Source organism: Klebsiella sp. ZJOU C1 (assembly GCF_035620215.1).
Taxonomy (GTDB): Bacteria; Pseudomonadota; Gammaproteobacteria; order Enterobacterales; family Enterobacteriaceae; genus Klebsiella; species Klebsiella variicola.
Genome location: NZ_CP141644.1, coordinates 1,645,371 through 1,664,463, shown reverse-complemented (window position 1 = coordinate 1,664,463; position 19,093 = coordinate 1,645,371). Strand labels below are relative to the sequence as shown.

General features: G+C 56.3%; 16 protein-coding genes and 1 pseudogene. 10 read left to right on the top strand and 7 right to left on the bottom strand.

Translation table 11 applies throughout. The features are described 5' to 3' along the window. The first annotated feature begins 3 nt into the window (after nt 1-3). Nucleotides 4-2,367, top strand: a complete 2,364-nt coding sequence (locus SPE70_RS07860; protein WP_012968651.1) for a glycoside hydrolase family 31 protein — start codon at nt 4-6, stop codon at nt 2,365-2,367. A 376-nt stretch (nt 2,368-2,743) separates the two neighbouring features. Here SPE70_RS07860 and SPE70_RS07855 read toward each other — a convergent pair whose 3' ends face one another. Continuing rightward, the gene (locus SPE70_RS07855; protein WP_008805786.1) at nt 2,744-4,336 is read right to left on the bottom strand and encodes an ABC-F family ATPase; all 1,593 of its coding nucleotides are present in this window, start codon (nt 4,334-4,336) and stop codon (nt 2,744-2,746) included. Between the two features lie 48 nt (nt 4,337-4,384). Between SPE70_RS07855 and SPE70_RS07850 the strand changes: the two are divergent. Both SPE70_RS07850 and ldtB read left to right on the top strand, forming a co-directional pair. Continuing rightward, nucleotides 4,385-5,300, top strand: a pseudogene (locus SPE70_RS07850) (tyrosine-protein phosphatase). 200 nt (nt 5,301-5,500) lie between these two features. Further along, on the top strand, nt 5,501-6,415 hold the full coding sequence (gene ldtB / locus SPE70_RS07845) for a L,D-transpeptidase (protein WP_008805784.1): 915 nt from the start codon (nt 5,501-5,503) through the stop codon (nt 6,413-6,415). Nucleotides 6,416-6,562: 147 nt separating this feature from the next. Here the strand turns inward: ldtB and SPE70_RS07840 are convergent, their stop codons facing one another. From SPE70_RS07840 to mntR, 5 genes are all read right to left on the bottom strand, one after another. Beyond that, complete coding sequence (locus SPE70_RS07840; protein ID WP_016160535.1) at nt 6,563-7,279, bottom strand: GntR family transcriptional regulator; 717 nt, start codon at nt 7,277-7,279, stop codon at nt 6,563-6,565. A gap of 67 nt (nt 7,280-7,346) precedes the next feature. Further along, nucleotides 7,347-8,723 carry a glycoside hydrolase family 1 protein gene (locus SPE70_RS07835; protein ID WP_012542372.1) on the bottom strand — a complete coding sequence of 459 codons (1,377 nt, stop codon included), beginning with the start codon at nt 8,721-8,723 and terminating at the stop codon, nt 7,347-7,349. A 157-nt stretch (nt 8,724-8,880) separates the two neighbouring features. Further along, complete coding sequence (locus SPE70_RS07830; RefSeq protein WP_008805781.1) at nt 8,881-9,921, bottom strand: aldo/keto reductase; 1,041 nt, start codon at nt 9,919-9,921, stop codon at nt 8,881-8,883. A gap of 107 nt (nt 9,922-10,028) precedes the next feature. After that, nucleotides 10,029-11,141, bottom strand: coding sequence for an anion transporter (locus tag SPE70_RS07825; protein ID WP_012542373.1), 1,113 nt, complete (start codon nt 11,139-11,141; stop codon nt 10,029-10,031). Beyond that, entirely contained in the window at nt 11,138-11,611 is a 474-nt protein-coding gene (mntR, locus tag SPE70_RS07820; protein ID WP_008805779.1) for a manganese-binding transcriptional regulator MntR, read from the bottom strand. Before mntR ends, SPE70_RS07825 begins: the two co-directional genes overlap by 4 nt. Nucleotides 11,612-11,796: 185 nt before the next feature. On the opposite strand from mntR, the gene mntS reads away from it, so the two are divergent. Both mntS and SPE70_RS07810 read left to right on the top strand, forming a co-directional pair. Continuing rightward, nucleotides 11,797-11,922, top strand: coding sequence for a manganase accumulation protein MntS (mntS, locus tag SPE70_RS07815; protein WP_012542374.1), 126 nt, complete (start codon nt 11,797-11,799; stop codon nt 11,920-11,922). Nucleotides 11,923-12,190: 268 nt separating this feature from the next. Continuing rightward, the gene (locus SPE70_RS07810) at nt 12,191-13,771 is read left to right on the top strand and encodes a phosphoethanolamine transferase (RefSeq protein ID WP_012968654.1); all 1,581 of its coding nucleotides are present in this window, start codon (nt 12,191-12,193) and stop codon (nt 13,769-13,771) included. A 90-nt stretch (nt 13,772-13,861) separates the two neighbouring features. Here the strand turns inward: SPE70_RS07810 and ompX are convergent, their stop codons facing one another. Further along, on the bottom strand, nt 13,862-14,377 hold the full coding sequence (ompX, locus tag SPE70_RS07805; RefSeq protein ID WP_008805777.1) for an outer membrane protein OmpX: 516 nt from the start codon (nt 14,375-14,377) through the stop codon (nt 13,862-13,864). A 351-nt stretch (nt 14,378-14,728) separates the two neighbouring features. Between ompX and rhtA the strand changes: the two genes are divergently transcribed. The 5 genes from rhtA (at nt 14,729) to glnQ (ending at nt 19,038) form a co-directional block, all read left to right on the top strand. Then, nucleotides 14,729-15,616 (top strand): threonine/homoserine exporter RhtA, encoded by an 888-nt coding sequence (rhtA, locus tag SPE70_RS07800; RefSeq protein ID WP_008805776.1) that lies wholly within the window; start codon nt 14,729-14,731, stop codon nt 15,614-15,616. A 237-nt stretch (nt 15,617-15,853) separates the two neighbouring features. Then, nucleotides 15,854-16,357 (top strand): DNA starvation/stationary phase protection protein Dps, encoded by a 504-nt coding sequence (gene dps, locus SPE70_RS07795; RefSeq protein WP_002895841.1) that lies wholly within the window; start codon nt 15,854-15,856, stop codon nt 16,355-16,357. Nucleotides 16,358-16,787: 430 nt separating this feature from the next. Next, nucleotides 16,788-17,534, top strand: a complete 747-nt coding sequence (gene glnH / locus SPE70_RS07790) for a glutamine ABC transporter substrate-binding protein GlnH (RefSeq protein ID WP_004886198.1) — start codon at nt 16,788-16,790, stop codon at nt 17,532-17,534. 125 nt (nt 17,535-17,659) lie between these two features. Continuing rightward, nucleotides 17,660-18,319: a glutamine ABC transporter permease GlnP gene (gene glnP, locus SPE70_RS07785; RefSeq protein WP_002895837.1), complete on the top strand. Its 660-nt coding sequence runs from the start codon at nt 17,660-17,662 to the stop codon at nt 18,317-18,319. Continuing rightward, nucleotides 18,316-19,038 (top strand): glutamine ABC transporter ATP-binding protein GlnQ, encoded by a 723-nt coding sequence (gene glnQ, locus SPE70_RS07780; RefSeq protein WP_008805775.1) that lies wholly within the window; start codon nt 18,316-18,318, stop codon nt 19,036-19,038. The genes glnP and glnQ overlap by 4 nt, the downstream gene beginning before the upstream one ends. Nucleotides 19,039-19,093: the final 55 nt, after the last annotated feature.

The following is a 19,093-nucleotide window of genomic DNA, read 5'->3' as shown; positions in this document are numbered from 1 at the left end:
AATATGAAGACGTTGAAACACTGGAGTTTGCACCAACAGCTGGAGCATCACGTTGAATTGACCGTTGATGGTCAGCACACTTTGTGTCTGTACGTGCTGGAAGAGAATTTATTCCGCGTCCTGCTGAAGCGCCAGGGCCAACTGGCGCTGGATCGCACCTGGAGTATCGCCCCGCAGCAGGATGTGCCGTGGGAAGGCCGCGCGCGGGATGACCTCAGCGGTTTTAGCCTCCCGGCCTGGCAGATGACCAAAGAAGATGACGCGCTGACCATCGCCACCCGCCAGCTGCGCGTCACCGTCCACCAGCCGCTATGGCTGGAGTGGAGCTATCGCGACGACGCCGGCGAGTGGCAGACGCTCGCCAGTGACCGCCCCACCAGCGCCTATCTGGCAAACGCTCACGGCGACGGCGTCGCCCATTATCTGAGCCGCCGCAAAGATGAGCGTTTCTACGGGCTGGGTGAAAAAGCCGGCGACCTGCAGCGTAACGGCAAACGCTATGAAATGCGTAACCTCGATGCCATGGGCTACAACGCCGTCAGCACCGACCCGCTGTATAAACATATTCCGTTTACCATCACCCAGCGCAGCGATATCAGCTACGGCCTGTTCTATGACAACCTGAGCAGCTGCTGGCTGGATCTGGGCAATGAAATCGACAACTACCACACCGCCTATCGCCGCTGGCAGGCGGAGGCCGGCGATATCGATTATTACCTGTTTACCGGTAAACAGGTGCTGGATGTGACCAAAGCCTTCGTCCGCCTGACCGGTAAAACCCTGTTCGGGCCAAAATGGAGCCTCGGCTACAGCGGCTCCACCATGCACTACACCGACGCGCCGGATGCGCAAAATCAGCTGATGAACTTCATCCGCCTGTGCGAGCAGCACGCGATCCCTTGCGACTCGTTCCAGCTCTCTTCCGGCTATACCTCGATCAACGGCAAGCGCTACGTCTTTAACTGGAACTACGACAAGGTGCCGCAGCCAAAAGTGATGAGCCAGTCGTTCCATGATGCCGGGCTGAAGCTGGCCGCCAATATCAAACCGTGCCTGCTGCAGGATCATCCGCGCTATGGCGAAGTGGCGGAACGCGGTCTTTTTATTCGCGATTCGCAAACCGACGCGCCGGAGCGCTCCAGCTTCTGGGATGATGAAGGGTCGCATCTCGACTTCACCAACCCGCACACCGTGGCCTGGTGGCAGGAAGGCGTGACCACCCAGCTACTGGAGATGGGTATCGATTCGACCTGGAACGATAATAACGAGTATGAGGTGTGGGACGGCGAGGCGCGCTGCTACGGCTTTGGCCGCGAAATCGCCATTAAACATATTCGCCCGGTGATGCCGTTGCTGATGATGCGCGCCTCCATGGAAGCCCAGCAGCGCTTTGCGCCGCAAAAGCGCCCGTATCTGATCTCCCGCTCCGGCTGCGCCGGGATGCAGCGCTACGTCCAGACCTGGAGCGGCGACAACCGCACCAACTGGGATACGCTGCGCTATAACATCCGCATGGGGCTGGGCATGAGCCTTTCCGGGCTGTTTAACGTCGGCCACGACGTCGGCGGTTTCTCCGGCGATAAACCCGAGCCGGAGCTGTTCGTGCGCTGGGTACAAAACGGCGTGATGCATCCGCGCTTTACCATTCATTCGTGGAATGACGACCAGACGGTCAATGAAGCCTGGATGTACCCGGAAATCACCCCGGCGATCCGCTCAGCCATCGAGCTGCGCTACCGTCTGCTGCCCTATTTGTACACCCTGTTATGGCAGGCGCATGCCGATGACGAACCGATGCTGCGCCCGACCTTCCTCGATCACCAGCACGATACCCAGACCTTCGCCGAGTGCGATGACTTCCTGCTGGGTCGCGATCTGCTGGTGGCCAGCGTGGTCGAGCCCGGCGCCCGTCAACGCCAGCTGTGGCTGCCCGATAATCAGGACGGCTGGTACGATTTTTACAGCCACCAGTGGTTCGCCGGCGGCCAGTGGGTGACGCTGGACGCGCCGCTGGAAAAACTACCGCTGCTGGTCCGCGCCGGCGCCGGTCTGCCGCTTAGTGAACGTATCAGCCACGTCGATGCGCAAAAAGACGATCGTCGCGAACTGCAGTTGTTCCCGCTGAAAGGTACCGGCTCAACCCGCGGTCTGCTGTTTGAAGACGACGGCGAAAGCTGGGGCTATAAAGAGGGGGATGCGCTATGGCTGGAGTGGGAAATGATCTGCAGCGCCAACAGCATAAACCTGAATATCAACGCTCGCGGCAGCTACCGTCCGGCGTGGAAAGCGCTGAAGCTGTCATTACCGGCGGGAGAAAAGCGCAAGCTGCTGGTGAATGGCGTTGAAGGGACCGAGTGGAGGCGCTAAGCGATATGCCGGGCGGCGGCTTACGCCTTGCCCGGCCTGGATTTTATGATGTTCCCGGATTGCGCTACGCTAATCCGGGCTACAAACGGGTGGCCTCAAAATCCCCGGTGGCGCTACCGCTTACCGGGGCTACAGCACTGTGCGGTTTGGTAGCCCGGGTAACGGACAGTTTCAGTAACCATGGGTACAAGATAGCGCTCTTAAGCTCACAATGGCACGGACCGTAGGCCGGATAAGGCGCAGCCGCCATCCGGCGCGAAAGTGGCTCTTTACCCGCAGTTATTGCCCGGCGGCGCTACGCTTGCGCGGGCCTACAGATCACATGCCAGGCGTAGCCCGGGTAAGGCGTAGCCGCTACCCGGGTAACGGACAGGGATTACTCGATACCTTTGCTGCGCAGGTAGTCTTCGTAGTTACCGCTGAAATCGATCACGCGTTCTGGGGTGATCTCCAGGACGCGGGTCGCCAGCGAGCTGACGAACTCGCGGTCGTGAGAAACGAAGATCAGGGTGCCCTGATACATCTCCAGCGCCATGTTCAGCGATTCGATCGATTCCATATCCAGGTGGTTGGTCGGTTCGTCCATGATCAGGATGTTTGGCTTCTGCATCATCAGCTTACCGAACAGCATGCGCCCTTTCTCACCACCAGAAAGGACTTTCGCCGGCTTTTTGATATCGTCCTGGCTAAACAACAGACGGCCGAGGATACTGCGTACCGCCTGCTCGTCGTCGCTTTCCTGCTTCCACTGGCTCATCCACTCGAAGACCGTCAGGTCGTTTTCGAACTCGTACTCATGATCCTGCGCGTAGTAACCAATTTGCGCGTTTTCAGACCATTTCACGGTGCCGTTGTCCGGCTGCAGTTCGCCTACCAGAGTTTTCAGCATGGTGGATTTACCCACGCCATTGGCGCCCAGAATGGCAATCTTCTCGCCCACTTCCAGCAACAGGTTGACCTTTTTGAACAGCGGACCTTCATCAAAGCCTTTGGTAAGGGCTTCCACTTCCAGCGCGTTACGGAACAGTTTCTTGTCCTGTTCGAAGCGGATAAACGGGTTCTGACGGCTGGAGGCTTTAACCTCTTCCAGCTTGATTTTGTCAATCTGGCGCGCGCGCGAGGTGGCCTGACGTGATTTAGAAGCGTTGGCGCTAAAGCGGCTAACGAAGGACTGCAGGTCCGCAATCTGCGCTTTTTTCTTGGCGTTGTCCGCCAGCAGACGCTCACGCGCCTGGGTGGCCGCGGTCATGTATTCGTCGTAGTTGCCCGGATAGACGCGCAGCTCGCCGTAGTCGAGGTCCGCCATGTGGGTGCAGACCATGTTCAGGAAGTGACGGTCGTGCGAGATGATGATCATGGTGCTGTCGCGATCGTTCAGCGTCTGCTCCAGCCAGCGGATGGTGTCGATGTCCAGGTTGTTCGTCGGTTCGTCGAGCAGCAGGATATCCGGATTGGAGAACAGCGCCTGCGCCAGCAGGACGCGCAGTTTCCAGCCCGGCGCGACTTCGCTCATCGGGCCGTAATGCTGTTCAACCGGAATGCCGACGCCGAGCAGCAGTTCGCCGGCGCGCGCTTCGGCGGAGTAACCGTCCATCTCGCCGTATTTGACTTCCAGGTCGGCCACTTTATAGCCGTCTTCCTCGCTCATTTCGGGCAGCGCGTAGATGCGATCGCGCTCTTGCTTCACTTCCCACAGCTCGCCGTGGCCCATGATAACCGTATCCAGCACGGTGAATGCTTCGAAGGCGAACTGATCCTGGCGCAGCTTACCGATACGCTCGTTCGGGTCGAGAGAAACGTTGCCCAGCGTCGGCTCGAGATCGCCGCCGAGGATCTTCATAAAGGTCGATTTACCGCTGCCGTTGGCGCCGATCAGACCATAACGGTTGCCGCCGCCAAATTTAACGGAGATATTTTCGAACAGCGGCTTACTGCCAAACTGCATGGTAACGTTGCTGGATACTAGCACGGGGATATCCTGAAAAAAGAGAATGAGGGGTGTGACACAACAGACATTATGCCAGCAAATGACACACTTTTCACGGCCTGCGGTAAATTCCGCCGCGGCGCTTGTGCTAAGGTCTTTGTCAGATGAGCCGCAGACCAGGGCTCAAACGGTTATTCTGTACGTCATTATGAGGAACCCCATGACCACCAGCCTACCGCGACACCCGGCTTTTTTATCCCTGCAGGGCGGTATCAATTTTCGCGACCTCGGCGGCCAGCGCGCCGCCGACGGACGCACGGTACGCAGCGGCAAGCTGCTACGCTCCGGCGCGCTAAATCGGTTGACGGCGGACGATCTCAACCATCTGGCGACGCTGCCGCTCAGTCGGGTGCTCGACTATCGCGACCCCGGCGAAGTGCAGCGCACCCCTGACAAGCTTAGCCCGCTCACTCACTATTTAAACGCGCCCGCTAATCCGCCGCTCGGCGATGTGAATGCGAAAGTCACCGAGCTGAATGCTGCCACCCTTAACGCGCTGAACGGGGAGCAGTTTATGCTGCAACTGTATCGCCAGTTGCCCTTTAATAACCCGGCCTATCGCCAGCTCGCCGCCTGGCTGACCACGCCTTTTGAAGGCGCTTTACTGCAACACTGCGCCGTCGGCAAAGATCGCACCGGCGTCGGCTGCGCGTTAACCCTGTTTGCCGTCGGATGCGACAGCGAGACGGTCATGGAGGAGTATCTGCTCACCCACGGCATGCTGACACAAGTGGAAGCCTGGATGCTGGAGATGCTGGGCAACGACCTGACGCCCCAGGGACGCCAGAGTCTGGCGGATATCCTGACGGTGAAAGAGTCCTATCTCGCCGCCGCGCTGTCAGCCATCCACCAGCGCTATGGCACGGTCGACGCCTGGCTGGCAGAAGAGTACCAGCTCACCGCCCCGGCACGCGCTTCGCTACAGGACCGGTTACTGGAAGGATAACCTCCCTGTCACCCGCGTGAGAGGCGGCGATTGCATCATCCGCCAGCCCCGTCAGCCGAGGCTACAGGGAAAAAAATGTGATTTCGTACACATCTGATTTACCTGTTTAGCGGAATGCACATATAATGCGCTCCCATCTACTGTCTCAATCATTAACAAAGGCCTGTGTGGCGTTGATTTCGCACACGACATTAAAGACTATGAAATTATCTACACTCTTAGCGGCAGCCTTCGCCCTCGTAGGCTTTTGCAATACAGCGTCTGCTGTCACCTATCCTTTGCCGACCGACGGCAGCCGTTTGGTTGGTCAGAATCAGGTCATCACCATTCCGGATGATAACAAGCAGCCGCTGGAATACTTTGCGGCGAAATATCAGATGGGGCTGTCCAACATGCTGGAAGCCAACCCGGGGGTGGACACCTATCTGCCAAAAGGCGGTAGCGTCCTGAACATCCCGCAGCAGCTGATCCTGCCGGACACCGTCCACGAAGGCATCGTCATCAACAGCGCCGAGATGCGTCTGTATTACTATCCGAAAGGCACCAACACCGTGATCGTTCTGCCGATCGGTATCGGCCAGTTAGGTAAAGATACGCCGATTAACTGGACCACCAAAGTCGAACGCAAGAAGGCCGGCCCGACCTGGACGCCGACCGCCAAGATGCACGCTGAATACGCCGCTGCCGGCAACCCGCTGCCAGCCGTCGTACCGGCCGGTCCGGATAACCCGATGGGTCTGTACGCGTTATATATTGGCCGTCTGTACGCCATCCACGGCACCAACGCTAACTTTGGTATTGGCCTGCGCGTGAGCCACGGCTGCGTGCGTCTGCGCAACGATGACATCAAATTCCTGTTTGAGAATGTGCCGGTCGGCACCCGCGTGCAGTTTATCGATGAGCCGGTAAAAGCGACCACCGAGCCGGACGGCAGCCGTTACATTGAGGTTCACAACCCGCTGTCGACCACCGAAGCGCAGTTCCAGGGCGGCGAAATCGTGCCGATCACCCTGACTCAGCCGGTACAGGCGATCACCAGCCAGTCTGATGTCGATCAGAATGTGGTTGAGCAGGCTATCCAGAACCGCTCCGGTATGCCGGTGCGTCTGAACTAAGTTCTGCATGACAAGAAAAACGGCGGGCCTGATGCCCGCCGTTTTTTTATCTGCATTTCCCCGGGCTGCGGCTGACGCCTTGCCTGGGTTACCAAACCTGACAACACCCTGGGCCTGCTAAGCGCTGCGCAAACAGGGGTCCCCGGTCTAGCCGTTATTCACCAGAATAATCCCGCCGTGATCGTAGCGATAGTGACAGTGGGCATACTCCAGCGGCGTACCGTCTTCGAGGTAGATCACCTGTTCAACCTCCAGCACCGGGTCGGTGAGGTCGCAGTGAAGATGTAATTTATCCAGTTCATCCGGCTTCATCGCACGCACCACGCGGTAAGATCCCATCAGCTTCAGCCCCAGCGTCTCCTGGATATAGCGAAACACCGAGCTTTCCAGATGGCTTTTATTGAGCCCCGGCACTAGCCCCACCGGCATGACCGTCAGATCCAGCGACACCGGTTCCCCGTTGAGCAACCGCAGGCGAACGAAGTCATACACCGGCGCATCGGCGTCAATCAGCAGCGAACTCTGCTCTTTGTCGCTGGGAAAACGCACCTCAAAGCGCACCACTTCGCTTTGTACCTCGCCAAGATGCTCCCAGGTTTTGGTGGCGCCAAAATAGTCGCTGCCGGGCAACTCCCACTGCGACAGCTGGAGAAAATTTTTCCGCACAAAGGTACCCAGTCCTTTGCGGGTATAGATAAGCCCTTCGACGATTAACTGACGCATCGCCTGCTGGATCGTCATCCGGCTGGTGTTGAACTCCGCCGCCAGTGCAAACTGGTCGGGTAGCGGCGCGCTGGCAGGATACTGCTGGCTGATGATGCGTTTTTTTATTTCCCGCGCGATTTGCAGATACTTCGCCGTCATTCCCGGTCCTTTTACATTCTGTGTGTGGCTGGCGGACAGCATACTTGACCTGACCGCCAGGACACTGTTACATCGCTTCGCCGTTGCTGTGGATCACCTGCTTTAGCCACGCATAGCTCTTCTTCGGCACCCGCCGCAGATCCTTGAGGTCATGGTTCTCACGATTGACGTACACCACGCCGTAGCGCTTACGCATATCGCCCTGAGAGCTGAGGATATCGATTAATCCCCAGCCGAGATAGCCAATCACCTGCGCGCCGTCCTCAAATATCGCCGCTTTCATGGCGTTAATATGGTCGCGATGGTAGGCGATGCGGTAATCATCGGCAATGGGATGTTCGCCATCCCAGGATTCGATCACCCCGATGCCATTTTCAATCGGGAACACCGGTAGCCGCCAGTCATTGTAATAGCGGGTGATGATCATGCGAAATCCCAGCGGATCGATCTGCCAGTTCCATTCCGTCGCTTTCAGGTACGGGTTATCCTGATTACCGAATAGCATGTAATTGTTGACCGCCGTTCCCGGCGGGATCGCGTCGCTATTGAGCGCACGGCTGGCGTAATAGCTGAACGCCAGATAATCGACCTTCACCGTCGCCATCAGCGCGATATCTTCAGGGCGATAAATATCGTCAAAGCCTTGGCGAGCGACAAAATGCATCACTTCCGGGCTATAACCCTCGCCGGCGTAGGCGCGCAGCAGGTTCTGGTTTAAAAACTCGTCCAGTTGCTGGGCGCAGAGAATATCGCGTGGTTTGCAGGTAGCCGGATAGACCAGCGCATGGGCCAGCATTCCGCCCATCAGGCACTGCGGCTTCGTCTGATGCAGATAGTGGGTCAGATGGACATGCGCCATCATCACGTGGTGCTGGATCTGGTAGAGTTCGCGCAGCGTTTTATCGCCACGCAAATAGCCGGTGATCAGGAAGGCTTCCGGCGAATGGTAGAGGTTCTGTTCATTGAAGGTCAGCCAGTACTTCACCTTATCGCCGTAACAGTCGATCATCTTCTGGCCATAGCGGATAAAGGCGTCCATGACCCGGCGGTCGGTAAAACCGTTGTAACGCTCCGCCAGCGACAGCGGCATATCAAAGTGATACAGGCAGATCATCGGTTCAATACCGCGGGCAATGAGTTCATCGATAAACTGATGGTAGAACGCGATCCCCTCTTCATTGAATTCGCCGTCCCCTTCCGGGCACACCCGGCTCCAGGCGATCTGGAAGCGGTAGCAGTTCATGCCCAGATCCTGCATCAGATCGAAATCTTCGCGAAAGCGATGATAGGAGTCGGTCGCGACCTTCCAGTCCGAGGCGAATTCCGCCGGTTGACGAATATCGTACACCGACATCCCCTTGCCCCCCTCGTTCCACGCCCCCTCCGTCTGCATGCTGGAGACGGAATTACCCCATAAAAAATCTGCCGGTAGTGTGTTCTTCATGCTGCGCCTCGGTATATGACTAGTCATTTAACTGTAATGACTAGTCATATACAAAAGATCCGCCACCGAAGCAAAAGTCGGATCGTTTTCTGTGAGCCAGGCAAACAAAAAAGATCGCCGCAAGCGGCGATCTTTATAAGCACGGAAAAAAACGGCGTTACTGCGCGTCAAGCTGATGACGACGATATTCCCCCTGGCGCTCCAGCATCCAGCCCGGATATTCGCGCGGCAGGGCGCTGACCGCGTCAAGCTGGCGCAACTCATCATCGCTCAGGCGGATAGCGGTCGCAGCGATGTTATCCTGCAACTGCTCGGCCCGTTTGGCGCCAATTATGACGCTGGTCACCGCCGGCTGATGCAGCAGCCACGCCAGGGCAATCTGCGCCACCGATACCCCTTTTGCTTCAGCTATCACCCGCATGACGTCGATGCAATCAAATGCGCGCGCTTTATCCACGGGCGGAAAGTCGAACGCCAGGCGACGACCACCCGCTTCCGCCTCGCCGTCGCGGCGGTATTTCCCGCTCAGCAGGCCGCCCGCCAGCGGACTCCAGACCATCAGGCCGAGTCCTTCGCTTTGCAGCATCGGCACCAGCTCACGTTCCAGGTCACGCCCGGCAATCGTGTAGTAGGCCTGCAGAGAAGCAAAGCGCGAGAGTCCAAGGCGTTCCGCGATGCCCAGCGCTTTGGCGATTTGCCAGGCCGCCCAGTTTGAAACACCGATGTAGCGCACATGCCCCTGCTGTACCAGGGTATCCAGGGCCGATAGCGTCTCTTCGATCGGCGTCGCCGGATCGAAGCCGTGCAATTGATAGAGATCGATATGATCGAGCTGCAGGCGGCGCAGGCTCTCCTTCACGCTGCCCATGATGTGGTACCGTGAGCTGCCGCGCGAGTTCACGCCGGCGGTGCCGGTTTCGCCAAACACTTTGGTCGCCACCACCACGTTTTCACGCGGGATTTTCAGGTTTTTCAGCGCCTGACCGGTAATCTCTTCAGAGCGCCCTTCCGAGTAGACGTTGGCGGTATCGATAAAGTTGATCCCGGCGTCCAGCGCGCTGCCGACCAGCTGTTCGGCTTCAGCCTGGCGCAGCTGGCCGATTTTGCCCCACATCCCTTCTTCGCCGCCGAAGGTCATGGTGCCCAGGCACAGCTCAGAGACAAACAGACCGGTATTGCCCAGTTTTTGATATCGCATAGCACTCTCCTCAACAGGATGGTTAACGTCAGCGGTATAGTTATACCGCTGTGTCGAGGCGTGCGAATGGGGTGTTTCTGTCAGTTTCTTGCCCAATTCTGCAGAAATCAGGCGCAGAGTTTAAAGAGCCAATAGCCGCTGATGGCCGCCCATAGCAGCATAGGAATGGAGTAAAGATGGAAGCGCCACCAGATCCGCCGATCGCTGGCCATGCGCAGGGCGATGATATTGGCCAGCGATCCTGGCAGCAGACCAAAGCCGCCCACGTTAACCGCCCAGGCAAGCAGTATCGACGGCGGGACATAGTTGAGCAGCAGAATGGTCGAGGGCACATTACTGATCACCTGAGACAGGCCGATGGCGGTCAGCCACAGTCCGCCGCCGGAAAGCGTCCCGACGCCGCTCAGCACATGATGCAGCGCCGGAAGCTGGGTCAGCAGGTGGACGTCGATAAACATCACCATAAACACCAGCAGCAGCGACCAGTCCACATGGACGATCACCGCCCGGGCCAGAATCAGGAAGCCCAGCAGCACCAGCGCCAGCCCCCACAGCGCCTGATTCATCTCCAGCGCGGTCAGGAACACCAGATACAATCCCAGACAGCTCCAGACCAGCTTAGGCTGCCACGATGGCGCCTTATCGCTACTCTGGTAGCTAAGCCGGTTTGCCGGGAAACAGAACCAGCACAGCACCAGCAGGGTCAACATCATTGCCGCCGCCAGGGGTAACATCTCGCCGATAAACCCGACGAAAGAGAGGCCGGACCGTCCCCACAGCAAAATGTTCTGCGGGTTGCCGATCGGCGTCAGCAGCGACCCGGCGTTAACCGCCAGCGCTTCGAAGATAATCAGACGGTTAACCGGGATCGCACACCACTTTTTCAGCGTCAGCGTCAGCGGCACCACAATAAACAGGGCCACATCGTTGGTCAGGAAGGTGGACAAAAGCGCTGCCGCCAGCACCATAAAGATGGCCAGCTGGCGCTCAGTCACGAAGCGGCGGGCCATTTTCCGCCCCAGCACGTCAAAGTAGCCGCTCAGTTCAATGCCCTTGGTCAACAGCATCAGGCCGCTGAGCGTGATGATGGTATGCCAGTCAATGGCCGCCGGCCAGCTTGCCGGGACAAACGGCACGATGGCGCTGAGCACGCAGGCGATAATCAGCAGCAGGTGTAAAAAACGGTCGCGCAGCAGCGACTGAACAAAGGGAAGAGTCATGCTTCCTGGGATCCCTGTTTCTGGGTAAATTTCAGGAACATCGCCAGCGTCTCTTCACTCACGTGATGCTCCATTCCCTCCGCATCGCGGCGGGCGATTTCCGGACTGACGCCAATGGCCAGCAGAAAGTTTTCCACAATCTGGTGGCGTTCGCGACTTTCCTGGGCCAGCTTTTCCCCTTCCGGGGTTAAGAAGATCCCGCGCCAGGGGATCTGTTCGATCAGACCCACGCTGGCCAGGCGTTTGAGCATTTTGGCGACCGTGGGCTGCGAAACGCCAAGACGCGCCGCCATATCCACCTGGCGCGCCTCCCCCACTTCGTTGATCAGATCGGAGATCAGCTCCACATAGTCATCGATCAGTTCGCGGCGATGCGCTTCCCGCACCTGACGGAACCCCTCAACGTGCTCTTCAACATTTACTAACTGCGTCACTTTTTTTGTTATTGGCTTACCTGCGCGACGGTTCATTGTGCTTCCTCATTCGTGTGACGCGTCAAGCATCATATAAAAAGATCCACATTGTAATGGATTGCGCCAAGAGCACAAAAAATTAACGTTTTAGCCATAGCTATAAAATATAGCCTGTGCTATATCTGTATGTAATGCAAACAGCCATCATGGATTGACGGCGTGAACAGGCAGGAGGAGAGCAGATGAACGAATTCAAGAGGTGCTTAAACGTGTTTAGCCATTCCCCCTTTAAAGTACGATTAATGCTGATCGGTATGCTGTGCGAGATGATCAACGGTAAACCACAGCAGGGCAAACCCCATTCCTAAGGCGGCGTCGCGGTACGCCGCTTCATTTTTCTGTCATCTTCTGCCGGCAAAATGACCGGTTTCCCCCGTTTCCCTGACCTTTTTTCAAGTTTTGTAAGCGCCCTCGCAAAACAATCTGTTATGTCTGGTTGACCTTACCATTTACAAGCCCTATCTTTGCACAGCCCTGCCACATTCGCGGCTCGCAGAGACCCTCTTCACGCACTGTCCAGCAGGTTTTACCCCTTGTCGCCAGGGGATGCGCATGGCCTCTTTTTGATTGTTTACTATGAATGTCACCACCCTGAAAGATACGCTGGTCGCCCGCCGACTGGCACTGAACCCATGGACAGGATTCTACTTTTTACAATCGCTGTTGATTAACCTGGCGCTGGGCTATGAATTTAGCCTGCTCTATACCGTGGCATTTACCTGCGTGTTACATCTTCTGTGGCGCGCTTTTCCGCGCGTCCAGAAAGGGGTAGTCGGCGCCTATTCGCTGCTGGCGGCCCTGTATTACCCCTTTGGCCAGGCTTACGGCGCCCCCAATTTCAACACCTTGCTGGCGCTGCACGCGACCAACGTGGAAGAATCTACGGAAATTCTGACCATCTTCCCGTGGTACAACTATCTGCTGGCGGTCTTCATTTTCGCACTGGGGATCATTGCGGTCCGCCGCAGGATCGTTGAGCCCTCCCGCTGGGGAAAAATGGAGACCCTGGGCCTGCTGTTCAGCGTCGGGATCTTCTTTCTGCAGCCGGTGCAAAACCTCGCCTGGGGCGGCGTGTTCAAGGTGATTGACACCGGTTATCCGGCCTTTCGTTTTGTGAAAGACGTGGTGGTGAATAATAACGAGGTGCTGGACGAGCAGGCGCGAATGGCGCAGCTGGCCGGCATGAAAGACAGCTGGCACGTGCTGGCGGTGAAGCCAAAGTACCATCTCTATGTGGTGGTGATTGGCGAGAGCGCCCGTCGCGACGCCCTCGGCGCCTTCGGCGGCCACTGGGATAACACGCCGTTTGCCAGCTCAGTAAACGGTTATCTGTTTAACAACTATGTCGCCGCCAGCGGCTCGACGCAGAAATCGCTCGGCCTGACGCTTAACCGGGTGGTCGACGGCAAACCGCAGTTTCAGGATAACTTTGTCACCCTCGCCAACCGCGCGGGTTTCCAGACCTGGTGGTTCTCCAACCAGGGGCAGATTGGCGAGTACGACACCGCTATCGCCAGCATCGCCAAACGTGCGGATGAAGTCCAGTTCCTGAAAAACGGCGATTTCGAGGCCAATAAAAATACTCAGGACGAGCAGTTATTAAAGCTGACCGAGCAGGTACTCTCTACGCAGCGCACCCAGCCGCAGCTGATTGTCCTGCATCTGATGGGTTCTCACCCGCAGGCCTGCGATCGGACCAAAGGCAAGTACACGGTTTTCGTCCAGTCGAAAGAGACCTCCTGTTATCTCTACAGCATGACGCAGACCGATTCGCTGCTGGCTAAGCTATACAGTCAGTTGCAAAACTCCGGCGATACCTTTTCACTGACCTACTTTTCCGATCATGGTCTGGCGTTCAAGGAGCGGGGAAAAGAGGTGCAGTATCTGGCGCATGACGATAAGTTCCAGCAGAACTTCCAGGTGCCGTTTATGGTGCTGTCCAGCGATGACAAAGCGCATAAAGTGATTAAAGCGCAGCGCTCAGCGAATGATTTCCTCAGTTTCTTCTCCCAGTGGACCGGGATCAAGGCGGCGGAAATCGTCCCGCGCTATCGTTTTATCTCTGAGCAAAAGGCCGGTCCGGTGTACATCACCAACTTCCAGCTGCAGAAGGTGGACTACGCTCACCTCGGTACCGATGAGTTCACCGTCAATTAATCGTGCAGGCCCGGCCAGTCGCTCAGGCTGGCCGGCAACAGGCAAAAAAAATCCGCCCCGAAAGGCGGATTTTTTATATCACCGGAGTGATTAGAAGCGGTAACCCACGCCAGCAATCCAGGTACCGACGTCAACGTTACGAATACGAGACTGCTCGTAGGAGAAGTCCAGAGCAACGTTTTCGATCGGGTTGAACTGCAGACCAGCACCGTAGGAGAAACCGTAGTCGCTCATATCGGATTTCTGGTTCGGGAAGTTGTTGTTCTGGAATTTACCGTAACCAACACCCACTACACCGTAGATGCTTGCCCAGTCGTTCAGACGGTAAGCCGGACCTGCGGTGATGCCGTAGTACTGACCTTTGTTGTAAGTACCGTTGCTGGTGTTATCCTTTTCGGTGTAGGTGAAGGAACCGATAACGCCCAGCGGGTTGTTATCTTGCTCGTAACGGTATTTCAGGTTGAAACCGCCAGCTTTGTTCGCTTTACCCTGCATGTCGCTCTGCGCGTAACCGCCGGTTACGGTAGAAGTTGCAGCAAATGCAGTGGTACCTACGGATGCAGCCAGAACAACGGCCAGTGCTGAAAGACGTGCAATTTTATTCATAACCACCTCAAATGTGTTTCTAATAAGTCCTAAGCCTTAAATATATCAAAAACTTTTGGGAAACTCTTTGGAGTTTACATTGTCTAACATACTTTTTCATGTAACCAAAAGTTTCCATATTTCTATAACAATATGGAAAACAACAATTTTTGGCGTTAACGTACATCTTAACGCTCATTAAGAAATTCGCAAGCATCCAGATTAATCTTAATCACCTGGCGAATTTCTCAGCAACGTGCGCCATTCTACTGTTTTTGCCTCTGTTTTTTTCAACATTAGCTCAACCGTCAGCAGGTTATTCCAGTACACTGGCACTTTTACGACTTTTGACAAAACCTGACAGGAGAAAGGATGCCCGGTCCATCCCGAAAAGCGGCGGCATGGTTGCCGATTCTGGTGATTTTAATCGCCATGACCTCGATTCAGAGCGGCGCATCGCTCGCCAAATCGCTGTTCCCGTTGGTCGGCGCCCCGGGGGTCACCGCCCTGCGCCTGGCGCTCGGGACGCTGATTTTGGTGGTCGTGTTCAAGCCATGGCGGTTACGTTTCTCCCCGGCGCAGCGCGTGCCGCTGCTACTGTACGGCCTGGCGCTCGGCGCGATGAACTATCTCTTTTATTTATCCCTGCAGCGTATTCCGCTCGGCGTGGCGGTAGCCCTGGAGTTTACCGGCCCGCTGGCGGTGGCGCTGTTTGGTTCGCGCCGACCGCTGGATTTTGTCTGGGTGGCGCTGGCGATCCTCGGACTGTGGTATCTCCTGCCGCTGGGGCAGAACGTGGCGCAGGTCGATTTAACCGGCGCGCTCTTTGCCCTGGGCGCCGGCGCCTGCTGGGCGGTCTATATTCTGACCGGGCAGCGCGCCGGTGAAGAGCATGGGCCAGCCACGGTGGCGATGGGGTCGCTCATCGCCTCGCTGGTGTTTGTTCCGTTAGGCATGGCGCAGGCTACGGATACGCTGTGGCAATGGTCGCTGCTGCCGATGGGGCTGGGGATTGCTATTCTCTCAACCGCGCTGCCCTACTCTCTCGAAATGATGGCCTTGACGCGCCTGCCGACGCGCACCTTCGGCACGCTGATGAGCCTTGAACCAGCATTAGCCGCCCTTTCCGGTATGGTCTTCCTCGGCGAAACGTTGAAGCTCTCCCAGACCCTGGCGCTGGGCGCGATCATTATCGCCTCGATGGGCGCCACGCTGACCATGCAGCGACAAAGTAAAATCGAGCAAGTCGATATCAATTAACATTCTGTTACGCCGCCGGCCCGTGAGAAATCCGGGCCGTTCAGCTAAATATAACCCTATGATATTTAGCGATTTTCAAAATAACCAACCACTTTGCGCTATCGAAGTGATATGGCCTGCCGATGCCTCACTCTTTGAAACCCTTGCTATACTTAGTCCCGAAGTTACCTGGGACAACGCTCCACATCATTCAGATTTGAAGTGTGACGAGCATCAATATCAAGAGGATATGAAACGATGAGTACCGCAAAACTGGTTAAATCAAAAGCATCTAATCTGGTCTATACCCGCAACGATGTCGCTGACAGCGAAAAGAAAGCGACCATTGAGCTGTTGAATCGCCAGGTGATCCAGTTCATTGACCTGTCACTTATCACCAAGCAGGCACACTGGAATATGCGCGGTGCGAACTTTATCGCCGTGCACGAAATGCTGGATGGCTTCCGTACCGCGCTAACCGAGCACCTGGACACCATGGCGGAGCGCGCCGTGCAGCTGGGCGGCGTCGCACTGGGCACCACTCAGGTCATTAACAGCAAAACGCCGCTGCAGAGCTACCCGCTCGATATCCATCACGTTCAGGATCACCTGAAAGCGCTGGCTGACCGCTATGCCGTCGTCGCTAACGATGTGCGCAAGGCGATCGATGAAGCCAAAGACGAGGATACTGCGGATATTTTCACCGCGGCCTCCCGCGATCTGGATAAATTCCTGTGGTTCATTGAAGCGAATATCGAGTAAGGCTTTGCCGCCGGCCGCAGCGCGGTCGGCGGCGCCTTTACTTTTCCCGCCCACCTTTCTGTTTTCCGTTCTATCCGTTTCCCCTTCTATGCTTTTCGTCCCCCTGCTGGCCATGCACTGTTTTAGGGCGCCAAATTGATGAAAATGCGCACAAAAGTAAAACAATTGTAATAATCACCTCACACAATCGTTACGTTGAGATTGTTTTCCCATCAGGGTTTGCGCTAAAAATGTGCTCGTTATTCAGCAACTCTATAACGCACCAAAGTGACGCCCCATCCTGGTGCAGTGAGTGCCTGTCATGATCGAAATTGTGCAACCGCTCGCGCTTCGTTTGTTGAAAAACAACAGCTTGTAAAAGTGGCACGATTTTTTCATTAGGCTAGTCGTTCTCGCAGGGGATCGTCCCGTGGATATAAAAGGAAATGCTATGAAGTCTGTATTTAAAGTTTCACTGGCTGCACTGACCCTGGCTTTTGCGGTTTCTTCCCATGCCGCCAATAAGACCCTGGTTGTCGCCACCGATACGGCGTTCGTCCCGTTCGAATTTAAGCAAGGCGATAAATATGTCGGGTTTGACGTTGACCTGTGGGCGGCTATCGCCAAAGAGCTGAAGCTCGACTACACCCTGAAGCCAATGGACTTCAGCGGCATTATCCCGGCGCTGCAAACTAAAAATATCGATCTGGCGCTGGCCGGGATCACCATCACCGACGAACGTAAAAAAGCGATCGACTTCTCCGACGGCTACTACAAAAGCGGCCTGCTGGTGATGGTCAACGCCAATAATAACGACATCAAAGATGTGAAAGATCTGAACGGTAAAGTGGTCGCGGTGAAGAGCGGTACCGGCTCCGTTGATTACGCGAAAGCCAATATCAAAACCAAAGATCTGCGTCAGTTCCCGAACATCGATAACGCCTATATGGAACTGGGTACCGGCCGCGCTGATGCCGTGCTGCACGATACGCCAAATATTCTGTACTTCATCAAAACCGCAGGCAACGGCAAGTTCAAAGCGGTAGGCGAATCACTGGAAGCGCAAAACTACGGTATCGCTTTCCCGAAAGGCAGCGACGAGCTGCGTGAGAAAGTGAACGGTGCGCTGAAAACGCTGCGCGAGAATGGTACCTACAACGAAATTTATAAAAAATGGTTCGGCACTGAACCAAAATAATAAGAACACACTTCGCCAGACGCAGCTCCGGCGACATCACAACGGTCTTCCGGCACAGACTCGGCGGGAGACCGTATTTTGGCGGAGGATTTCCTCTGCTCTCGACACGGTAACAGGAACGTATTATGCAGTTTGACTGGAGTGCCATCTGGCCTGCCATTCCGATTTTGCTGGAAGGCGCCAAAATGACGCTGTGGATTTCCGTCCTCGGCCTGGCCGGCGGCCTGATAATCGGTCTGGTGGCCGGTTTCGCCCGCTGCTTCGGCGGCTGGATCGCCAACCACATCGCACTGGTGTTTATTGAAATCATTCGCGGCACCCCGATTGTGGTGCAGGTCATGTTCATCTACTTTGCGCTGCCGATGGCCTTTAGCGACCTGCGCATCGACCCCTTCTCCGCAGCGGTAGTGACCATCATGATTAACTCGGGCGCCTATATCGCGGAAATTACCCGCGGCGCGGTGCTCTCCATTCATAAAGGCTTCCGCGAAGCGGGCCTGGCGCTGGGCCTGTCGCGTCGCGAAACCATTCGCCACGTGATCCTGCCGCTGGCGCTACGCCGCATGCTGCCGCCGCTGGGCAACCAGTGGATTATCAGCATCAAGGATACCTCGCTGTTCATCGTCATCGGCGTCGCCGAACTGACCCGTCAGGGACAGGAGATCATCGCGGGCAACTTCCGCGCCCTGGAAATCTGGAGCGCCGTTGCTGTTATCTACCTGATTATCACCCTGGTCCTGAGCTTTATTCTGCGTCGTCTTGAAAGAAGGATGAAAATCCTGTGATTGAATTTAAAAACGTCTCCAAGCACTTTGGCCCGACCCAGGTGCTGCACGATATCTCCCTGAAAATTAATCAGGGTGAAGTGGTGGTCATTATCGGCCCGTCCGGCTCCGGTAAATCGACGATGCTGCGCTGCATCAATAAACTGGAAGAGATCACCAGCGGCGATCTGATTGTCGATGGCTTAAAGGTCAACGATCCGAAGGTGGACGAACGTCTGATTCGTCAGGAAGCCGGGATGGTGTTCCAGCAGTTTTACCTGTTCCCGCACCTGACGGCGCTGGAAAACGTGATGTTTGGCCCGCTGCGGGTACGTGGCGCCAGCAAGCAGGCGGCAGAGAAGCAGGCGAAAGATCTGCTGGCGAAAGTCGGCCTGGCCGAGCGCGCGCATCACTATCCGTCTGAACTCTCCGGCGGCCAGCAGCAGCGTGTGGCCATTGCCCGCGCGCTGGCGGTGAAGCCAAAGATGATGCTGTTTGATGAACCGACCTCCGCGCTCGACCCGGAACTGCGCCATGAAGTGCTCAAGGTGATGCAGGATCTGGCTGAAGAGGGGATGACGATGGTGATCGTAACCCACGAAATCGGCTTTGCCGAAAAAGTGGCTTCGCGATTGATCTTTATCGACAAAGGACGCATTGCTGAAGACGGCAACCCGCAGGAGCTGGTGAAGAATCCGCCAAGCCCGCGCCTGCGCGAATTCCTGCAGCACGTCGCCTGACCCGCAACGGCTCTCTTCCTCCGCGGAGAGAGCCGCTTTTCCAGATTCCTCTTCC